The following is a 17999-nucleotide window of genomic DNA, read 5'->3' on the forward strand; positions in this document are numbered from 1 at the left end:
TAATTTTTGTAAAAGTAAACTTGATTTTTAAAAAGTCCTATCTTTGAGAGAGTAAATTTTACTATTTTGAGAAAAATTAAATACAAGAAAGGTAGAAAAGTTCAACCAAATCAAGTTGAATATACTGGAATTTATACAGATAAAGAAACTGAATTGCAATTATTTGTTTATGACGAAGAGAATGTAGTTGAGTTTCAACAAATTTCTGTTGAAGAATTTTTCAAATCTAAAAATAACATTCAAAATAATTGGTTAAACATTCATGGGTTAACCAATGTGAATTTAATTAAGAATTTAACGGAAATACTTAACATAGATCCTTTAATAGTTTCAGATATTGTCAATATTTCTAGAGGAACAAGTCTAGATGAATTAGACGATACTTTGTTTTTTAGCATTAAATCTATTTTGCCTAGTGAAAACAATGAAACTATAACCATTGAGCAAATTAGTTTTCTATTACAAGATGGTTTGATTGTTTCTTTTCAAGAAAAAAGAGGTGATTTTTTTAAGCATATTAGAGAACGGATAAGAACAAATACGGGAATTGTAAGAAAGAAAAAAGTAGATTATTTATTATATCTATTATTAGATGCCATTATTGAAAATTTTTATATCACTATTGATTCTAAAGAAGATAAAATTGAAGAATTATTAGCTTCGTCAAAAACTTCCGCTGATCCATCGATTATGCAAGATATTGAAAAAGCTAGAGAAGTGTTTCAAATGCTTAAACGAGCTTTAATTCCATTGAAAGATGCTTTGTTTAACATAAAAACAATCAAAGATGATGATGAATTAGATTTTATTGAACCATCAAATTTTGCGTTTTTCGGTAGATTACATCAAAAAACATTAGAGCTTTTAGAGCAAATTGAATATGACATGAATTCGTTAGATAGTGCCAGTAATTTTTTTTACACAGCACAAGGTCACAGAATGAACGAAGTAATGAAAATATTAACCGTGATTTCGTCTATTTTTATGCCATTGACATTTATTGTCGGAATTTATGGGATGAATTTTGACTATTTACCAGAATTACATTGGAAATACAGTTATTTTTTTGTTTTAGGCTTGATGTTGTTGATCGTTTTATCGATGATTTATTATTTTAAAAAGAAAAAATGGTTTTAGCTGAACATTTATTGTAAAGTAATTTTTAAAACCCAAATAAAGAATTAATTTTGCCAAATGCAACACAACGTACTAATTTTAGATTTCGGTTCACAATATACACAGCTTATAGCTAGGCGTGTTCGTGAACTTAATATATTTTGCGAAATATATCCATACAACAATCCTCCAAAGGATTTGTCAATTTTTAAAGCCGTAATTCTTTCGGGAAGTCCTTATTCTGTAAGAGCAGAAGATGCACCGCATCCAGATTTATCCGAAATTAGAGGCAAAAAACCTCTTTTAGCAGTTTGCTATGGTGCTCAATATTTAGCTCATTTTTCCGGTGGAGAAGTAGCTCCATCTAACATTAGGGAATATGGAAGAGCTAATTTATCTTACATCAAAGAAGATGAACCATTTTTTAAGAATGTAAGTAAAGATAGTCAAGTTTGGATGAGTCATTCCGATACTATCAAATCTTTACCAACAAATGCTGTGAGAATTGCGAGTACAAAAGATGTAGAAAACGCAGCTTACAAAATTGAAGGTGAAACAACTTATGCTATTCAATACCATCCAGAGGTATATCACTCAACGGAAGGAAAACAAATGTTGGAGAACTTTTTAGTAACCATTGCAGAAGTTCCTCAAAATTTTACACCAAACGCTTTCGTTGAAGAAATAGTCAGTGAACTACAAGAAAAAATTAAAGATGATAAAGTAGTTTTAGGACTTTCAGGTGGTGTGGATTCTACAGTAGCAGCAGTTTTATTACACAAAGCAATAGGTAAAAATTTATATTGTATATTTGTAAACAACGGCTTATTGCGTAAAAATGAGTATGTTAGCGTTTTGGACCAATATAAAGATATGGGATTAAACGTAAAAGGAGTTGATGCTTCGGCACGCTTTTTGAAAGCATTGGCTAATATCGATGAACCAGAAGCTAAAAGAAAAGCTATTGGTAAAGCATTTATTGAGGTTTTTGATGATGAAGCAAATCAATTGACAGATGTGAAGTGGTTAGCACAAGGAACAATTTATCCAGATGTTATTGAATCAATTTCTGTAAATGGTCCTTCTGCAACAATTAAATCGCATCATAATGTTGGAGGTTTACCTGATTTTATGAAATTGAAGATTGTAGAACCTTTGAGAATGTTGTTTAAAGATGAAGTAAGACGTGTTGGAAAAACACTTGGAATTGACCCAGAGTTATTAGGAAGACATCCTTTTCCTGGACCTGGTTTAGCAATTAGAATTCTAGGTGATATAACACAAGAAAAAGTTGATATTTTACAAGAGGTGGATGCTATTTTTATTAATGGTTTAAAAGAACATGGCTTGTATGATAAAGTCTGGCAAGCTGGTGCAATTTTACTACCAGTAAATAGCGTAGGAGTAATGGGTGATGAACGTACCTATGAAAAAGTTGTAGCATTAAGAGCAGTAGAATCTACTGATGGAATGACAGCTGATTGGGTTCACTTACCATATGAATTTTTAATGAAAACCTCTAATGAGATTATTAATAAAGTAAAAGGTGTTAATAGAGTTGTTTATGATATAAGCTCTAAGCCACCTGCAACAATTGAGTGGGAATAGTTTAGTTTTTTCTCTCTCATCTTTAAATAATTAAGTTTAACCCAAATCTTAAATTATGAATTTAAATGTTTACAAAAACAAGAAAAGGAACTTAAAACTGATCAATAAAAAATTAGTTTTAATTTTAGTTCTATTACTATCGTTTCAAAATGCATTTTGTCAAGATGAAGAAGTTGAAATTATTTCGCATAGAGTTGCCTTAGGCGAAACTATGTTGATGATTTCAAAGAAGTATTTGGTTTCTCCTACAGAAATTTATAGGTTAAATAAAAAGGCAATTGACGGTATTAGTGAGGGAATGGTATTATACATACCTCAACCTGTAAAAAGTCAAAAGATACTTACAGAAAGAAAAGAGAAAAGAGAGAAAGAAAAACTAGCGGTTCTTGAACGAAAAAAAGAAAGAGAAGAAAGAGAATTAGCACAAGCAAAAATTGCAGAAGCTAAGGAATCTGAAGTTTTAGTTGCTGAAAACAAAGATCCAGAATATGGTAGAAGAGAAGCTATTTCCAAATTAAATATTTCCGATAAAAAGCATTTTATTGACCATGAAGTTGCTTCCGGAGAAACACTTAATAGCTTGTCGAAACGATATGGTGTTTCTGTAGAAGAAATTGAAAAGGAAAATGTAAAAGCTTTAAAAAGAGGTCTTCAAGCTGGAACAACTTTAAAAATGCCTGTTGCTAAAAATTTGTTCATTAACAACGAACCAAATCAAGTTATTTCTACAATTTCATCTGAAAACGATAATTCTGTTAAAACTGAAGTTACACATAAGGTAATTGCTGGTGAAACTCTTTACAGTATTTCAAAGAAATATAATGTAAGTGTAGAAGATCTTAATAAAGAAAATTCAAGTTTATTAAAGAATGGGTTGCAATCAGGACAAATATTAAAAATTCAGACAAATAATGCAGTAACAATAAATGACTATGAAACGTCACATAAAACTGATGAAGTTGTTGCCAATAATGCAAATCCAAGTGAATATTCTGTAATAAAACATCATGTAGAACCAAAGGAAACTCTTTATAGTATTTCAAAAAAATACAATGTTAGTGTCGATGATATTAAACAACAAAATGAATCTGTTTTAGCTAAAGGACTTCAATCGGGTCAAGATATTGTAATTAAAATAAAAAAATAATTCTTTAGAGTAATTTAAATTGTATGAATCCAATCAAAAAGATAGTATTGTTATTGCTATTAGTTTCTTTAAATTCTTTTGCTCAGCCAAATAAGGATTATGTCAAACATACTGTCTTAGCTGGTGAAACAGTTACGCAGATTGCTAAAAAATATAAAATAACTCCTTATGATATTTATAAATTAAATCCTGAAGCAAAAAATGGAATTAATGAAAATCAAATATTATTGATAAGTCAACGCAAATATGATGTTGAAAAAAAAGATTTAAAAAATGAAAATACTGAGCAAACTAACTTAGAAACTTATATTGTTCAAGCAAAAGATACCAAATATAGTTTAGCTAAAAAATTTAAAATAACAATTGACGATTTAGATAATTGGAATAAAGTTATTGTTAGAGATGGTTTACAAGAAGGTCAAGTTATCATTGTAAAAAAACCTTTAGATCCTAAACTTGTTCTTCCAACAACAGTTAAAGACTCAATTTTAGATACTGGGAAATATATTATTCAACCAGAAGATACTAAATATGGAATCGCTAAGAAGTTTGAATTAACAATTGAAGAACTAGAAGAACTTAATCCAGAAATTGTTGATGGTTTTCCTGTCGGAATGGCTATTGCTGTTACAAAAAAAGGGAAACGAATTATTTCAAAAGAAAAATCAGATTACGAACAATATACTATAAAACCAAAAGAAACACTTTACGGAGTTTCTAAAAAATTCAATGTTTCTCAAATGGAAATTTTGAAATTAAATCCAATTTTAAGTGAAGGTTTTAAAGAAGGTTTAGTTATAAATATTCCTAACGATAATTTAAAAGAATTAGAATTAACTTCAAACAAGACAAAATTAGTAGCTAAAAAAAGCGATGATGAAAAAACCTTGGTTTTACTACTTCCTTTTAACCTTTCGATGATAGAAAGTGACTCTATTAGAAGTAAATCAGAGTTTTTAAATTCAAAACATGGAAGATTAACAAATATTGCTCTAGATTATTATGCAGGAGCTTTAATGGCAATCGATTCAGTAAAAAAAATGGGTTATCCCAATTTAAAAGTCAAAATTATTGATTTTGAATCAACAAGAACTTCAAACAATTTAAATGCAATTATTCAAAAAAATGATTTTTCAAAAGTAAATGCAGTTGTAGGTCCGTTTATAAATTCTCAAGTAGAACAAACTGCAAAGGCATTAGCAAAGTATAATATTCCTATAATTTCTCCATTGTCAGTTACTAATGGAAAACCACTTCCTAATATCTATTATGCAATGCCACCTGAAGAGTTAAAACGAGAAATGCTGTTTAATCACTTCAAAAAAAATAATGGAAATGTTTTAGCTATTTTTAGTAACAAAAAAGAAGAAAACAAAGAAACATTACTAGCTCAATTTCCTGATTTAAAGATAGTTCAGAATACTGAAAAAGGAGGAGTTACTTCTCAAAGCGTTGTTTCATTGTTAGATCCAAATCGAAAAAATTATGTTATTCTAGATTCAGAAAAAACGGGAATGATTTTAAATGCAACCGGAATATTAGGTAGTCTAAAATCAAAATACGATATTCAATTAGTCGTTTTTGAATTGTATGAAACATTAGATTTTGAAGAAATACCAATGAAGAGATACACAGATTTAAAAATGATGTATCCTTCAGTAACTAGAATTAATAATAGTGGTTATTACGAATCTTTTCAAGAAAAATTTAAAAAAGTAAATAACGTAAATCCTAATCAATTTGCCACTCGTGGTTTTGATGTAACATTAGATACAATTTTAAGAATGTATCAAGAAAACGGATTTACTAGTTCAACAGAAGGTTTAATGTCTGAACAACTAGAAAGTAAATTCAATTACAGAAAAATTGAAGAAGGAAATTACAACACAGGAATTTACCTGATGCAATATACAGATGATTTAACCATAGAAGAAGCAAAATAATGCCTACATCAAAAGTGACATATTTAGGAGATTTAAGAACTTCTTCAGTTCATATAAACTCAGGATCTGAAATTATTTCAGATGCTCCTTTAGACAATAATGGAAAAGGAGAAGCATTTTCACCAACAGATACTGTGGCAAACGGTTTAGCAACGTGTATGTTTACCGTTATGGGAATAAAAGCACGTGACATGGAAGTCGATTTGTCTAATTCTACTGCAGAAGTAACTAAAATAATGGCCGCTGATCCAAGACGAATCTCTGAAATTCATATAGTTTTCAACTTAAATGTTGCTGTAAATGAAAAAACTAAAACAATTTTAGAAAGAACGGCTAATACTTGTCCAGTTCATTATAGTTTGCATCCAGATATCAAAAAAGAAATTACTTTTAACTGGAAGTAATTTGACAAATCAAGAACAATTAGTCAAGCTCGCTCATGCAAAAATGCCTTTTGGCAAATATGAAGGTAAATATTTAATCGATTTACCAGAGTATTATGTAGTTTGGTATTACAATAAAGGTTTTCCAAAAGGGCAGCTAGGAGAACAGCTTCAACTCGTTTACGAACTTAAACTAAATGGTTTGGAAGAACTAATTAGAAATATTCGTAGAAACTTCCGCAAACCTATTTAAAGAATTTATAATAATTGCTAATTTTCAATTGTAAATTATCAATTATAAATCGTATTTTTGCACTTTTTAAACAACAACACAACAAACAACAACTACACAATGAATCAAACAAAATATATCTTTGTTACTGGTGGTGTGACTTCTTCTTTGGGAAAAGGGATTATCGCTGCATCTTTGGCAAAATTATTACAAGCAAGAGGTTATAGGGCAACCATTCAAAAGTTCGATCCATATATCAATGTTGATCCAGGAACTTTGAACCCTTATGAGCATGGAGAATGTTATGTTACAGATGATGGAGCAGAAACAGATTTAGATTTAGGACATTACGAGCGTTTCTTAAATGTACCAACATCTCAAGCCAATAACGTTACAACTGGAAGAGTTTATCTTTCCGTTATTGAAAAAGAACGTAGAGGTGAATTTCTTGGGAAAACAGTTCAAGTTGTTCCTCATATTACCAATGAAATTAAAGAAAGAATGCAATTGCTTGGTAAAACAGGTGATTTTGATATAGTAATTACAGAAATTGGTGGAACAGTAGGTGATATTGAATCATTACCTTACATCGAATCAGTTAGACAATTGTTGTGGGAATTAGGGGAAGAAAATGCAATTTGTATACACTTAACTTTAGTACCTTACTTAGCTGCTGCTGGTGAATTGAAAACAAAACCAACGCAACACTCTGTTAAAACATTAATGGAAAGTGGAATTAAAGCTGATATATTAGTTTGTAGAACTGAACACGAATTGTCAGATGAATTACGTCAAAAATTAGCTTTATTCTGCAATGTAAAGAAGGAAGCAGTAATTCAATCAATCGATGCTTCTACAATTTATGATGTGCCAAATTTAATGTTGGAAGAAGGTTTAGATACAGTTACGCTTAAAAAATTAGGTTTACCAGAAAAAAACACTCCAGATTTAAAACATTGGAACGAATTTTTACAAAAACATAAAAACCCTAAACATGAAATCAATATTGGTTTAGTTGGAAAATATGTTGAACTTCAAGATTCTTATAAATCTATTTTAGAAGCTTTCATTCATGCTGGTGCAACAAATGAAACAAAAGTAAACGTAATTTCGGTGCACTCTGAATATTTAGATGCCAAAACGGCAGAAAAACAATTAAAAAATTTAGATGGCATATTAGTTGCTCCAGGATTTGGTAACCGAGGTATAGAAGGTAAAATTGATACAGTTCGTTATGCAAGAGAAAATAAAATTCCATTTTTGGGAATTTGTTTAGGAATGCAAATGGCTGTTATTGAATTTGCAAGAAATATATTAGGTTATGCAGATGCTAATTCTTCTGAAATGAATGAAAACTCAACTCATCCTGTGATTAATTTAATGGAAGAGCAAAAAAACATTGAAAATAAAGGAGGTACTATGCGTTTAGGTGCTTGGAAATGTTCAATCAAAGAAGGAACATTAGCACACAAGATTTATGGTACATCTGAAATTTCAGAACGTCATCGTCATAGATATGAATTCAATGGAAAATATTTAAACGAATTACAAAATGCAGGTTTAATAGCTTCAGGAATTAATCCAGATACAAATTTGGTTGAGATTGTTGAAATTAAAGATCATCCATTTTTCGTAGGAGTTCAATATCATCCTGAATACAAAAGTACAGTTGCAAATCCTCATCCATTATTTGTGAGTTTTGTAAACGCAATTGTAAAGAATAAAACGAACAGACATAAAAGTCAAACAGTTTAACTAAATTAATTTCTTTTAAGTTGAAACTTGAGGGAACAAAAACTAAAGATGGAAGAAAAAAAATTAGACTTAAATTCAATTATTGGATTTGTATTAATTTCAGGAATTTTAATGTGGATGCTTTATTCAAATTCTCCAACACCTGAAGAACTAGAAGCTAAAGCAAAAAAAGAACAAATAGATAAACAAAAAGAATCAGTTAAAACAGAGACAACTAAACAAGTTGCTCCAGCTATAACTAATGATTCAATTCAAAATGAACAAGCTAAAGCTAAATTAGGTTCATTTGCTTATTCTTCATCACTTTCATCTGCAAAAGAAGACTTTACAACTATTGAAAATGAAGTTCTTGTTTTAAAAATTGCGAACAAAGGTGGTTATATCGTTGACGCAACGGTAAAAGGTGTTGAGCAATTTGAAAGAAATTCTAAAAAAGAAGTTCAAATTATCAAGGATAACAATGCGGCTTTAAACATAACTTTAAATACAAAAGACAATCGAGTTTTAAATACAAAAGAAATGTTTTTCGAACCTACTTTATCAAAAGAAGGAGAAAATCAAGTTCTTTTAATGCGATTAAAAGCTGGTGAAAATCAATTTTTAGAATATCGTTATGTGTTAAAGCCTAACGAATATATGTTAGATTTTGGAATTAAAACTCAAAGTTTAACAGATGTGATAAATACTTCAGAACCTTTAAATTTAGAATGGAAATTAAAGGCATTTAGAAACGAGAAAAGTATTTCGTATGAAAATCGATATACTGAAATGGTTTATGAATATGAAGAAGGAAAAGATGATTATTTAAGTGCTGCAAAAGATGATGATGATATTGTTAATGATGTAACTTACATTGCATTCAAACAACATTTTTTCACTTCAATTCTATTAACTGATACTCCTTTCAAATCAGCAGAATTAAAATCTGAGAATCTAGTTCATGATGAGGAAATTGATACAGTTTATACTAAAAACTTTATAGCAAAAGTTCCATTAGATTTTAAAAATGGTGAACTTAATTATGCCATGAATTGGTATTATGGTCCAGCTAAATATAAGATTCTTAACGATTATGATAGAAATTTAGACGAAATTATGCCATTAGGTTGGGGTATTTTTGGATGGATTAACCGTTGGGTATTTATCCCAGTATTCGGATTTATTAGCGGATTTATGCCTTATGGATTTGCTATTATTTTCTTTACTATTTTAGTAAGATTGGCAATGTCTCCAATTACCTATAAATCATATTTGTCTCAAGCAAAAATGAAAGTGTTGCGTCCAGAAATTAACGAATTAAACGTTAAATACAAGGACAATGCAATGAAAAAGCAACAAGAAACAATGAAATTGTACTCAAAAGCAGGGGTGAATCCTATGGCAGGTTGTTTACCAGCTTTAATGCAAATTCCGGTTTTCTATGCCTTATTTCAGTTTTTTCCATCTATGTTTGATCTAAGACAAAAAAGTTTCCTTTGGGCAGACGATCTTTCTTCTTATGATAGTATTTATGAACTACCATTTACAATTCCTTTTTATGGAAATCACGTAAGTTTATTTCCAATTTTAGCTTCGGTAGCCATTTTCTTTTACATGAGAATGACAACTGGTGACCAACAAATGAGTGCTCCAACGCAAGAAGGTATGCCAGACATGGGAAAAATCATGAAAATAATGATTTATATTTCTCCAGTTATGATGTTGATTTTCTTTAATAATTATGCTTCAGGATTATCATTATACTATTTTATCTCTAATTTAATTACAATCGGAATTATGTTAGTAATTAAGAAATACATAGTAAACGATGAAAAAATTCATGCAAAAATTCAAGAGAATAAAACCAAAGAAAAGAAAGAAAGCAAATTCCAGAAAAAGATGAGAGAAATGATGGAACAAGCTGAAGAAGCTAAAGCTCAAAAGAAAAAATAATACTTCATTTCTTTTATAAAAAAAAAAGCCATTCAAATCAATGAATGGCTTTTTCTCTTCATAGCAATTTGTAAATTAAAGTGTTGGCAATAAAACATTATCTAATACATGAATAACTCCATTTGAACATTGAACATCGACTGCAACTATGTTGGTATTTCTCATTTGTTCATCAGTTATAACAGTTCCTGCAATGGTAAACATTCCTGTTTCCAAAGTAGTTATAGGTGTGGTTGGAATTTGTGTTGATAAAACATTTGCTCCTGCTACAACATGATATGTCAGTACAGATGTTACTTGAGCTGAAGTTAAGCTTGCTAGAGTACCTGGGTTTTGAGATTCAAAAGTAGCAAAAGCACCATTTGTAGGAGCAAACACCGTAAATGGTGAATTAGTTGTTCCTGCTAAAGTTGGAACTAAACCTTGTCCGTCTAAAAGTCCAACTAATGTAGTAAAATTTGAATTGGCAGCAGCATGAGTAACTACAGTTGGTAATCCAATTACAGCATCAACTTTATGAATTACACCATTTGTAGCAATAATATCTGCTTGTGTTACGTTAGATACTCCATTAAGACTAACTCCATTTGAAGTATTTATGTACATACTCAATGTGTTTGTAGTTGAAGCTGATCCTTTTCCTAAAGTTTTTACGTAACCAGTAGATAAATTAGTTGAAAGATTTGTTCCATTTACCACATGGTTTAATAATATTTCCTTCAATATAGGAGTAGGTACAGCATCAAGATTAGCAAACCCGTTTGCTGATAAAAATGATGCGAAAGCAGCGTCAGTTGGAGCAAATACAGTTAACGAACCATCTTGGCTTAATGTTTGTACTAAATCTGCTTTGGTTAAAGCAGCTACTAATGAAGAAAATTCTGGAGTTCTAGATGCAATTCCTGCTATTGAATTGTCAATTGGAACTGTTGTAGGATTGTCATCATCTGAACACGAAATTATCATCACACTTGTTGCGATGAATAAAGTTAATTTGATTAATTTTGCAATGTTTTTCATAGTTATTATTTTTAATTTGTTTAACCAAAATTATAAAACATTAAACAAAATAAAAAATGAAATCCATAAAATTTGCAACAATGAGTTGATTTTTAACTTTTTATAAATAATTGTTTAGTGAAATTAATCATAATCAACAAAAAAGAATAAAATAATAAAACAGATGTTAAAATATGAAAAAGTTATTAGTATTATCAGCCTTGTTAATTAGTTTTTTTAACTATTCGCAGGAGAAAATTAATCAATTTGATGAAAAAGGAGAACGACATGGTTTGTGGAAAGGATCTTATGAAGAATCTAAAAGACCTAGATACGAAGGAGTTTTCAATCATGGTAAAGAAACAGGTGTTTTTAAATATTTTGATGACACAAAAGCTGGTAAAGTAATTGCTATTAGAGATTTTTCAAAAGGAAATGATTCTTGTTATGTTAAAATGTTTGATAGAAAAGATAATGTTGTCAGTGAAGGTTTATTAATTAATAAATTACACGAAGGAGAATGGAAAATTTATCATAAAGAGTCTAAAATTGTAATGACTTCTGAAAATTATAAAAAAGGAAAACTAAATGGAGTAAAAAAAGTTTTTTATGATGATGGTTCAGTTGCTGAAATTTTAAATTATATTGATGGAAAGCGAGAAGGTAATTACAAAAAGTTTGGTGTTAACGAAAAAATTTTAGAAGATTTAAACTATAAAAACAACGAGCTTCATGGTTTAGCTTCATTTTATGATGGTTTAGGTAATATGATTTTACAAGGTCAATATACCAACGGTTTAAAATCAGGAGTTTGGAAAACCTATGAAAATGGTAAGGTTGTAAACGAGGAAACTGCTCGTAAATTTACTGCTAAAAACTTTAAATATACTATCAACGAAAAAGGAGAAAAAATTCCTGGAGAAATGAAAGATAGAGAAGTTAAAGAAACAAATAACAATAAAATAAATAAGAAATAATAGATGAAAAGAGTCGTAGTAGGACTTTCTGGTGGTGTTGATTCAAGTGTTGCTGCTTATTTATTACAAAAGCAAGGCTATGAAGTGATTGGTCTTTTTATGAAAAATTGGCATGATGATTCGGTTACAATTTCAAATGAATGCCCCTGGTTAGAAGATAGCAATGATGCACTTTTAGTTGCAGAGAAATTAGGAATTCCTTTTCAAACAGTAGATTTATCTGAAGAATATAAAGAAAAAATTGTGGATTATATGTTCCACGAATACGAACAGGGACGAACTCCAAATCCAGATGTACTATGTAATCGCGAAATAAAGTTTGATGTTTTCATGAAAATAGCCTTATCTCTTGGAGCAGATTTTGTAGCAACAGGACATTATTGTAGAAAATCAAGCATAGAAAAGGATGGTAAAGAAATATTCCAATTATTAGCCGGAAAAGACGATAACAAAGATCAATCTTATTTTTTATGTCAATTATCTCAAGATCAATTGGCTAAAGCTTTATTTCCAATTGGTGAATTAACAAAACCACAAGTAAGAGAAATTGCTGCTGAAATGGACTTAATAACAGCTGACAAAAAGGATTCTCAAGGATTATGCTTTATCGGAAAAGTTCGTTTACCTGAATTTTTACAACAAAAATTACAGCCTAAAGAAGGTATAATTGTAGAAATAGATGCCAATGATGAAGTATTTACTGATAATTCTTCAGAATTTCACAATGATGAGGATGCTTTTGCTTATCAAGCTAAAAAATTAGACTTTTCAAAAGCTCAAGCTAAAGTTGTTGGAAAACATCAGGGAGCACATTATTTTACAAACGGTCAACGAAAAGGGTTAAATGTTGGAGGAACTAAAGAACCTCTATTCATTATTCAAACTGATGTTGAGGAAAATGTTATTTATACTGGTCAAGGTACTAATCATCCAGGTTTATATAAAAAAGCATTATTTGTAAAAGCTTCTGAAGTACATTGGATTAGAGAAGATTTACGCTTACAATCAAATGAAAAACGACAAGTAATGGCTAGAATCCGTTACCGTCAGCCTTTAGAAAAAGCAACTTTACACCAATTTGAATCTGGAATGTACGTTACTTTTGAAAATGCACAATCAGCTATCACAGAAGGACAATTTGTAGCCTGGTATGAAGGTGACGAATTATTAGGTAGTGGTGTAATTTCTTAAAAATAATACATGAATTTTCTCTACATAATTGCAGGTTTAGGTTTATTAGTTATTGGTGGAAACTGGTTGTTAAAATCAGCTGTTGGACTTTCGTTTAGATTAAATATTTCAAAAATTATTGTTGGTTTAACAGTCGTTTCATTTGCCACTTCTTTACCAGAGCTTATTGTAAGTGTTCAAGCAGCTTTAAATGGTTATCCAGATATTGCTGTTGGAAATGTTATTGGCTCAAACATCGGAAATGTTGGTTTAGTTTTAGGAGTTGTACTTTTAATAAATGCCATTCAAGTTGATAAAAGCTTTTTCGCAACTGATTGGCCTACAAAAATGATTGCTTCAACCTTATTGTTTGTATTCTTAATTATTGATGGACAGTTAAGCAGGATAGAAGGTTTTATTTTTATTGTTTTTTTAATCTCATTTTTGATGTATCTAATTAAACAAAATAAAAAAATTGTAGTTGATGTTGATGAGATTAAAGAAGAAGGAATGCCTTATTTGAATATTTTCGGATATTTGGCTTTAGGTGGATTTGCATTATGGTTAGGTTCTGAATTATTAGTTAATGGAGCTGTAAATCTAGCAGATAGTTTAGGAGTTAGCAAAAGAGTTATTGCTGTTACAGTGGTTTCAATAGGAACAAGTATTCCAGAATTAGCATCTTCAGTTATTGCAAGTATTAAAAAAGAAAATGATATTTCTATTGGAAATATTATAGGTTCGAATATATTTAACATTCTAAGTGTTCTAGGAATTACAGCAGTTATATGTCCAATAAAAAATATTGATCTGCGAATTATTGATCAAGATATTTATTGGATGCTAGGTTTTGGATTAATTTTAATGCCTTTGGTTTTATTACCCAAAAGAGGAAGCTTAAGTTTTAAAGAAGGAATTCTACTATTAGTTACTTATTTTACATTTATTTATTTTACAATTGTATAAATGCTTCATTCAGAATTTTATATATTTGAAGTAAAATTGAAAAATTGAAAAAGCTAGTATTAATATTTATTTTGTCTATTGCATTTAACTCAATCGCACAAGAAGATGCTTGGGTTTACTTTACGAATAAGCCAAATTCTGCAACTTTTTTAGCAAATCCTTTATCAATGCTTTCTCAAAGAGCATTAGATAGAAGAACTGCTCAAAATATACCTTTAGATATTACGGATGTACCAGTACATCAACCATATATTGACCAAATTGCAGCTGCAACAGGAATAACATTTATGGCTAAATCAAAGTGGTTGAATGCTGTTCATGTAAGAGGAACTCAAACTGATATTCAAGCTTTATCTACTTTATCCTTTGTAAATTCAATAGATTTTGCCAATAAAGCTTTAAATACAAGACAAGCTCAACCATATGATTCAAAAATAAACAAAGTTAACAAAGAATTTGAAGAACAAGTTTTCTACAATTATGGAGGCTCTAGCAATCAAGTTCAAATGTTAAATGGCCATTTGTTACACCAACAAGATTATACAGGTCAAAATAAAATAATTGCAGTATTAGATTCAGGTTTCATCGGTGTTGATACTGCTGCTCCTTTTCAAAACTTGGTAACTAATGGTCAAATTCTTGGAGGATATAATTTTCCCGATAGAAATACAAATTATTTTTCTCGCCATAATCATGGAACTTCTGTACTGTCATGTATGGGTGGATTTGCTGATAATCAATTAGTAGGAACAGCTCCCAACGCTCAATACTATTTATTTATTACAGAAGACATAAATGAAGAAAATCCTGTTGAAGAATCCTATTGGGTTGAAGCTGCTGAAGTTGCAGATTCGTTAGGTGTTGACATTATAAATAGTTCATTAGGCTATTTCACTTATGATAACCCAGCTTACAGTTATTCTTATAGCGATATGAACGGGACTACAGCTTTTGCTTCAAGAGGTGCAGATATAGCTTTTGCTAAAGGAATGATGGTTGTTATAAGTGCAGGAAATTCAGGAAACAGTGCAAATCCTCATGTAGGTGTTCCAGCGGAAGCTATAAATGTTTTAGCAGTTGGAGCTGTTGATAGCAATGAAGCAATTGCATCGTTTAGTTCAGTTGGTCCTTCATTTGACGGTAGAATTAAACCTGATGTTTGTGCAAAAGGTCAATTAACCACAGTAAGTACAACTACTGGCAATATAGTTGTAGGAAGCGGTACATCTTATGCTAGTCCAGTTTTAGCAGGTATGGTTGCTACATTTTGGTCAGCTGTTCCTAGTTTAACCAATATTCAACTTAAACAGTTCATAATAGAATCGGCAGATTTATTTGCTAATCCTACAATTTATAAAGGTTACGGTGTTCCAGATTTTCAATTGGCATTGACAAATGCACTAAATGCAACTGATTTTCCTATTGAAAATCCAATTTTATATCCAAATCCAGTGGTAAGTCAAATTACTTTAGCTAGTCAGATAAAGAATGGAAATTTATTACTATTCAATAGTTTAGGTCAATTGGTGAAAGAAGAAACAATCAATAAAAAAATACAAAATTTTGACCTAGAGAGTTTACAGTCAGGTATATATTATTACCAAATAACTTCTCCAACAATAAATTTAAAAGGGAAAATTATCAAACAATAATTAATGAATAGAATTACAAGTCTTTTTGAAATAAAATACCCAATTATACAAGGTGGAATGATATGGAACAGTGGTTACAAGTTAGCAAGTGCTGTTAGTAATGCAGGTGGTTTAGGTTTAATTGGAGCTGGCTCAATGTATCCTGAAGTCTTAAGAGAGCATATTCAAAAGTGTAAAAAAGCAACAAACAAACCTTTTGGAGTTAATGTTCCAATGCTTTATCCAGATATAGAAGAAATAATGAAAATTATTGTGGAAGAAGGTGTTAAAATTGTATTTACATCAGCCGGAAATCCTAGAACTTGGACAAAACACTTAAAAGATAATGGTATAAAAGTTGCTCACGTAGTAAGTAGTGCTAAGTTTGCCTTGAAAGCGCAAGATGCTGGAGTTGATGCTGTTGTTGCTGAAGGTTTTGAAGCTGGTGGACATAACGGTAGAGACGAAACTACAACTTTGACTTTAATTCCTATTGTAAAAGAAAATATTAAAATCCCTTTAATTGCGGCTGGTGGAATAGCAACAGGAAGAGGAATGATGGCAGCAATGATTCTTGGTGCAGACGGTGTTCAAATGGGAACACGTTTTGTAGCTTCTATTGAATCTAGTGCTCATAAGGATTTCAAAACCGTAGTGGTTAATGCTAATGAAGGAGATACACACTTAACCCTAAAAGAACTAGCACCAGTTAGATTAATAAAAAATAAATTCTATAATGATGTTCAAGAGTTATATGCAAAGTGTTCCTCTAAAGAAGAATTAGAAGCTTTGTTAGGAAAACGCAGAGCAAAAAGAGGTATGTTTGAAGGGGATTTAAATGAAGGAGAATTAGAAATCGGACAAATCTCAGGTTTAATTCACGATATATTACCTGTAGAGAATATAATTAACAATGTGATGAATGAATTTCATCAAGCACAAAAAGAAACACAACAATTTCAATTTTAATACAAATGAGCAAAAAGTTTAAAATAGTTTTATTCGTTTTATTTATTGGTTTTTCGTCGTATAGCCAAACATTTTTGTTTAAAGCAACAAGTTTGTCGGTTACTGAAAAAAACAATAAAGGAAAATGGTCAGATTGGACAAAACCAGTTAAATCAGAGTTAATTATAAAAATTGATGGTGTTAGTCATAGAGTAGTGGTTTATTCAGAAGAAATCCAACTTTTTAATATTATTAAATATAATGAAGTCAAAAAAACGGAAACAGATATTATTTCATCATATAATTGCGTTGATAATAATGGAATAGAATGCGTTGTTTCAGTTTATACTAGAAAAAATCAAAACAACAGAAAACAACTTTATATTACTTATGAAGATTTAATAATTGAATATAATATTGAATTTGATAAGCAATAGTTATTTTTTTTTACTTTAAGTTTAGTTTATTATCTATTAATTACGATTAAAGCAATAAAAGTTACAAATTACTGTTTTTAATCGGATTTTATTAACATTTAATCTTTAATTGTTAATAAGTTTTGTTTATGTTTAATTATTATCGTTAAATTGCGATTGGTAATCTAAATTTGATCAAAATGGGTGTAACTAAACGCATTGGTTTTAAAGAAGATATAAATAATATTGCAGAGGTTTTTAAAGCATTAGGTCATCCTGCTCGTATTCAAATAATGAATATTTTATTGAGCAAGAAATCTTGTTCTTGTGGCAATATTGTTGAAATTCTACCTTTAGCACAATCAACAGTTTCAAATCATTTGCTTGAGCTTAAAAAAGCAAACTTAGTTAATATTACATTTTCTGGTAAAAGTTCAATTTATTCTGTAGAAAAAGACAAACTAAACGTACTGAATCAGTTTATAAGTAATTATATTGAAAATCTTGGACCAGAAACCTTTAAAAAGAAAACTACATCTAAAACAATTCCTAATTCTGAACTAGTATCAACAGATAAAATGACATTTTCTAAAAAGAAAAAAGCAAATAACAGTTTAAAACAATACAATTATAAGTTTTCACACAAAAAATAATTTTTTTCTATTATAAAGATTAAACTGTAATTACACTAAATTAAGATTTTAATCAAGTATGTAAGTTAACTTTTATTTAAAGGTTTTAATCACATCAAAATCATATCTAATCCTTATTTTTGC

16 protein-coding genes are annotated in these 17999 nt (G+C 29.8%); 15 read left to right on the forward strand and 1 reads right to left on the reverse strand.

Translation table 11 applies throughout. The features are described from left to right. The first annotated feature begins 66 nt into the window (after positions 1-66). From corA to yidC, 8 genes are all read left to right on the forward strand, one after another. A complete protein-coding gene (gene corA, locus AABJ49_RS01930; RefSeq protein WP_338375625.1) occupies positions 67-1137 on the forward strand; it encodes a magnesium/cobalt transporter CorA in 1071 nt (356 codons plus the stop codon). 57 nt (positions 1138-1194) lie between these two features. Next, positions 1195-2724 carry a glutamine-hydrolyzing GMP synthase gene (gene guaA / locus AABJ49_RS01935; RefSeq protein WP_338375627.1) on the forward strand — a complete coding sequence of 510 codons (1530 nt, stop codon included), beginning with the start codon at positions 1195-1197 and terminating at the stop codon, positions 2722-2724. Positions 2725-2779: 55 nt separating this feature from the next. After that, positions 2780-3871, forward strand: a complete 1092-nt coding sequence (locus AABJ49_RS01940; RefSeq protein WP_338375629.1) for a LysM peptidoglycan-binding domain-containing protein — start codon at positions 2780-2782, stop codon at positions 3869-3871. A 23-nt stretch (positions 3872-3894) separates the two neighbouring features. Beyond that, entirely contained in the window at positions 3895-5814 is a 1920-nt protein-coding gene (locus AABJ49_RS01945; protein ID WP_338375631.1) for a LysM peptidoglycan-binding domain-containing protein, read from the forward strand. Then, complete coding sequence (locus AABJ49_RS01950) at positions 5814-6218, forward strand: OsmC family protein (RefSeq protein ID WP_338375633.1); 405 nt, start codon at positions 5814-5816, stop codon at positions 6216-6218. Before AABJ49_RS01945 ends, AABJ49_RS01950 begins: the two co-directional genes overlap by 1 nt. Before the next feature lies 1 nt (position 6219). After that, positions 6220-6450: a DUF3820 family protein gene (locus AABJ49_RS01955; RefSeq protein WP_338375635.1), complete on the forward strand. Its 231-nt coding sequence runs from the start codon at positions 6220-6222 to the stop codon at positions 6448-6450. A 99-nt stretch (positions 6451-6549) separates the two neighbouring features. Further along, positions 6550-8184: a CTP synthase gene (locus AABJ49_RS01960; protein WP_338375637.1), complete on the forward strand. Its 1635-nt coding sequence runs from the start codon at positions 6550-6552 to the stop codon at positions 8182-8184. A 48-nt stretch (positions 8185-8232) separates the two neighbouring features. After that, complete coding sequence (yidC, locus tag AABJ49_RS01965) at positions 8233-10116, forward strand: membrane protein insertase YidC (RefSeq protein WP_338375639.1); 1884 nt, start codon at positions 8233-8235, stop codon at positions 10114-10116. A gap of 75 nt (positions 10117-10191) precedes the next feature. Here yidC and AABJ49_RS01970 read toward each other — a convergent pair whose 3' ends face one another. Further along, entirely contained in the window at positions 10192-11136 is a 945-nt protein-coding gene (locus tag AABJ49_RS01970; protein WP_338375641.1) for a fasciclin domain-containing protein, read from the reverse strand. Positions 11137-11309: 173 nt separating this feature from the next. On the opposite strand from AABJ49_RS01970, the gene AABJ49_RS01975 reads away from it, so the two are divergent. From AABJ49_RS01975 to AABJ49_RS02005, 7 genes are all read left to right on the forward strand, one after another. Then, on the forward strand, positions 11310-12092 hold the full coding sequence (locus AABJ49_RS01975; protein WP_338375643.1) for a hypothetical protein: 783 nt from the start codon (positions 11310-11312) through the stop codon (positions 12090-12092). Positions 12093-12095: 3 nt separating this feature from the next. After that, on the forward strand, positions 12096-13283 hold the full coding sequence (gene mnmA / locus AABJ49_RS01980; RefSeq protein WP_338375644.1) for a tRNA 2-thiouridine(34) synthase MnmA: 1188 nt from the start codon (positions 12096-12098) through the stop codon (positions 13281-13283). A 9-nt stretch (positions 13284-13292) separates the two neighbouring features. Then, positions 13293-14228 carry a calcium/sodium antiporter gene (locus tag AABJ49_RS01985; RefSeq protein ID WP_338375646.1) on the forward strand — a complete coding sequence of 312 codons (936 nt, stop codon included), beginning with the start codon at positions 13293-13295 and terminating at the stop codon, positions 14226-14228. A gap of 44 nt (positions 14229-14272) precedes the next feature. Then, positions 14273-15880, forward strand: a complete 1608-nt coding sequence (locus AABJ49_RS01990; RefSeq protein WP_338375648.1) for a S8 family serine peptidase — start codon at positions 14273-14275, stop codon at positions 15878-15880. A gap of 3 nt (positions 15881-15883) precedes the next feature. After that, positions 15884-16828, forward strand: a complete 945-nt coding sequence (locus AABJ49_RS01995; protein WP_338375649.1) for a nitronate monooxygenase — start codon at positions 15884-15886, stop codon at positions 16826-16828. 5 nt (positions 16829-16833) lie between these two features. Further along, positions 16834-17244, forward strand: coding sequence for a hypothetical protein (locus AABJ49_RS02000; RefSeq protein WP_338375651.1), 411 nt, complete (start codon positions 16834-16836; stop codon positions 17242-17244). A 179-nt stretch (positions 17245-17423) separates the two neighbouring features. After that, positions 17424-17876, forward strand: coding sequence for a metalloregulator ArsR/SmtB family transcription factor (locus tag AABJ49_RS02005; protein ID WP_338375653.1), 453 nt, complete (start codon positions 17424-17426; stop codon positions 17874-17876). Positions 17877-17999: the final 123 nt, after the last annotated feature.

It is taken from the genome of uncultured Flavobacterium sp. (assembly GCF_963922255.1).
Lineage (GTDB): Bacteria > Bacteroidota > Bacteroidia > Flavobacteriales > Flavobacteriaceae > Flavobacterium.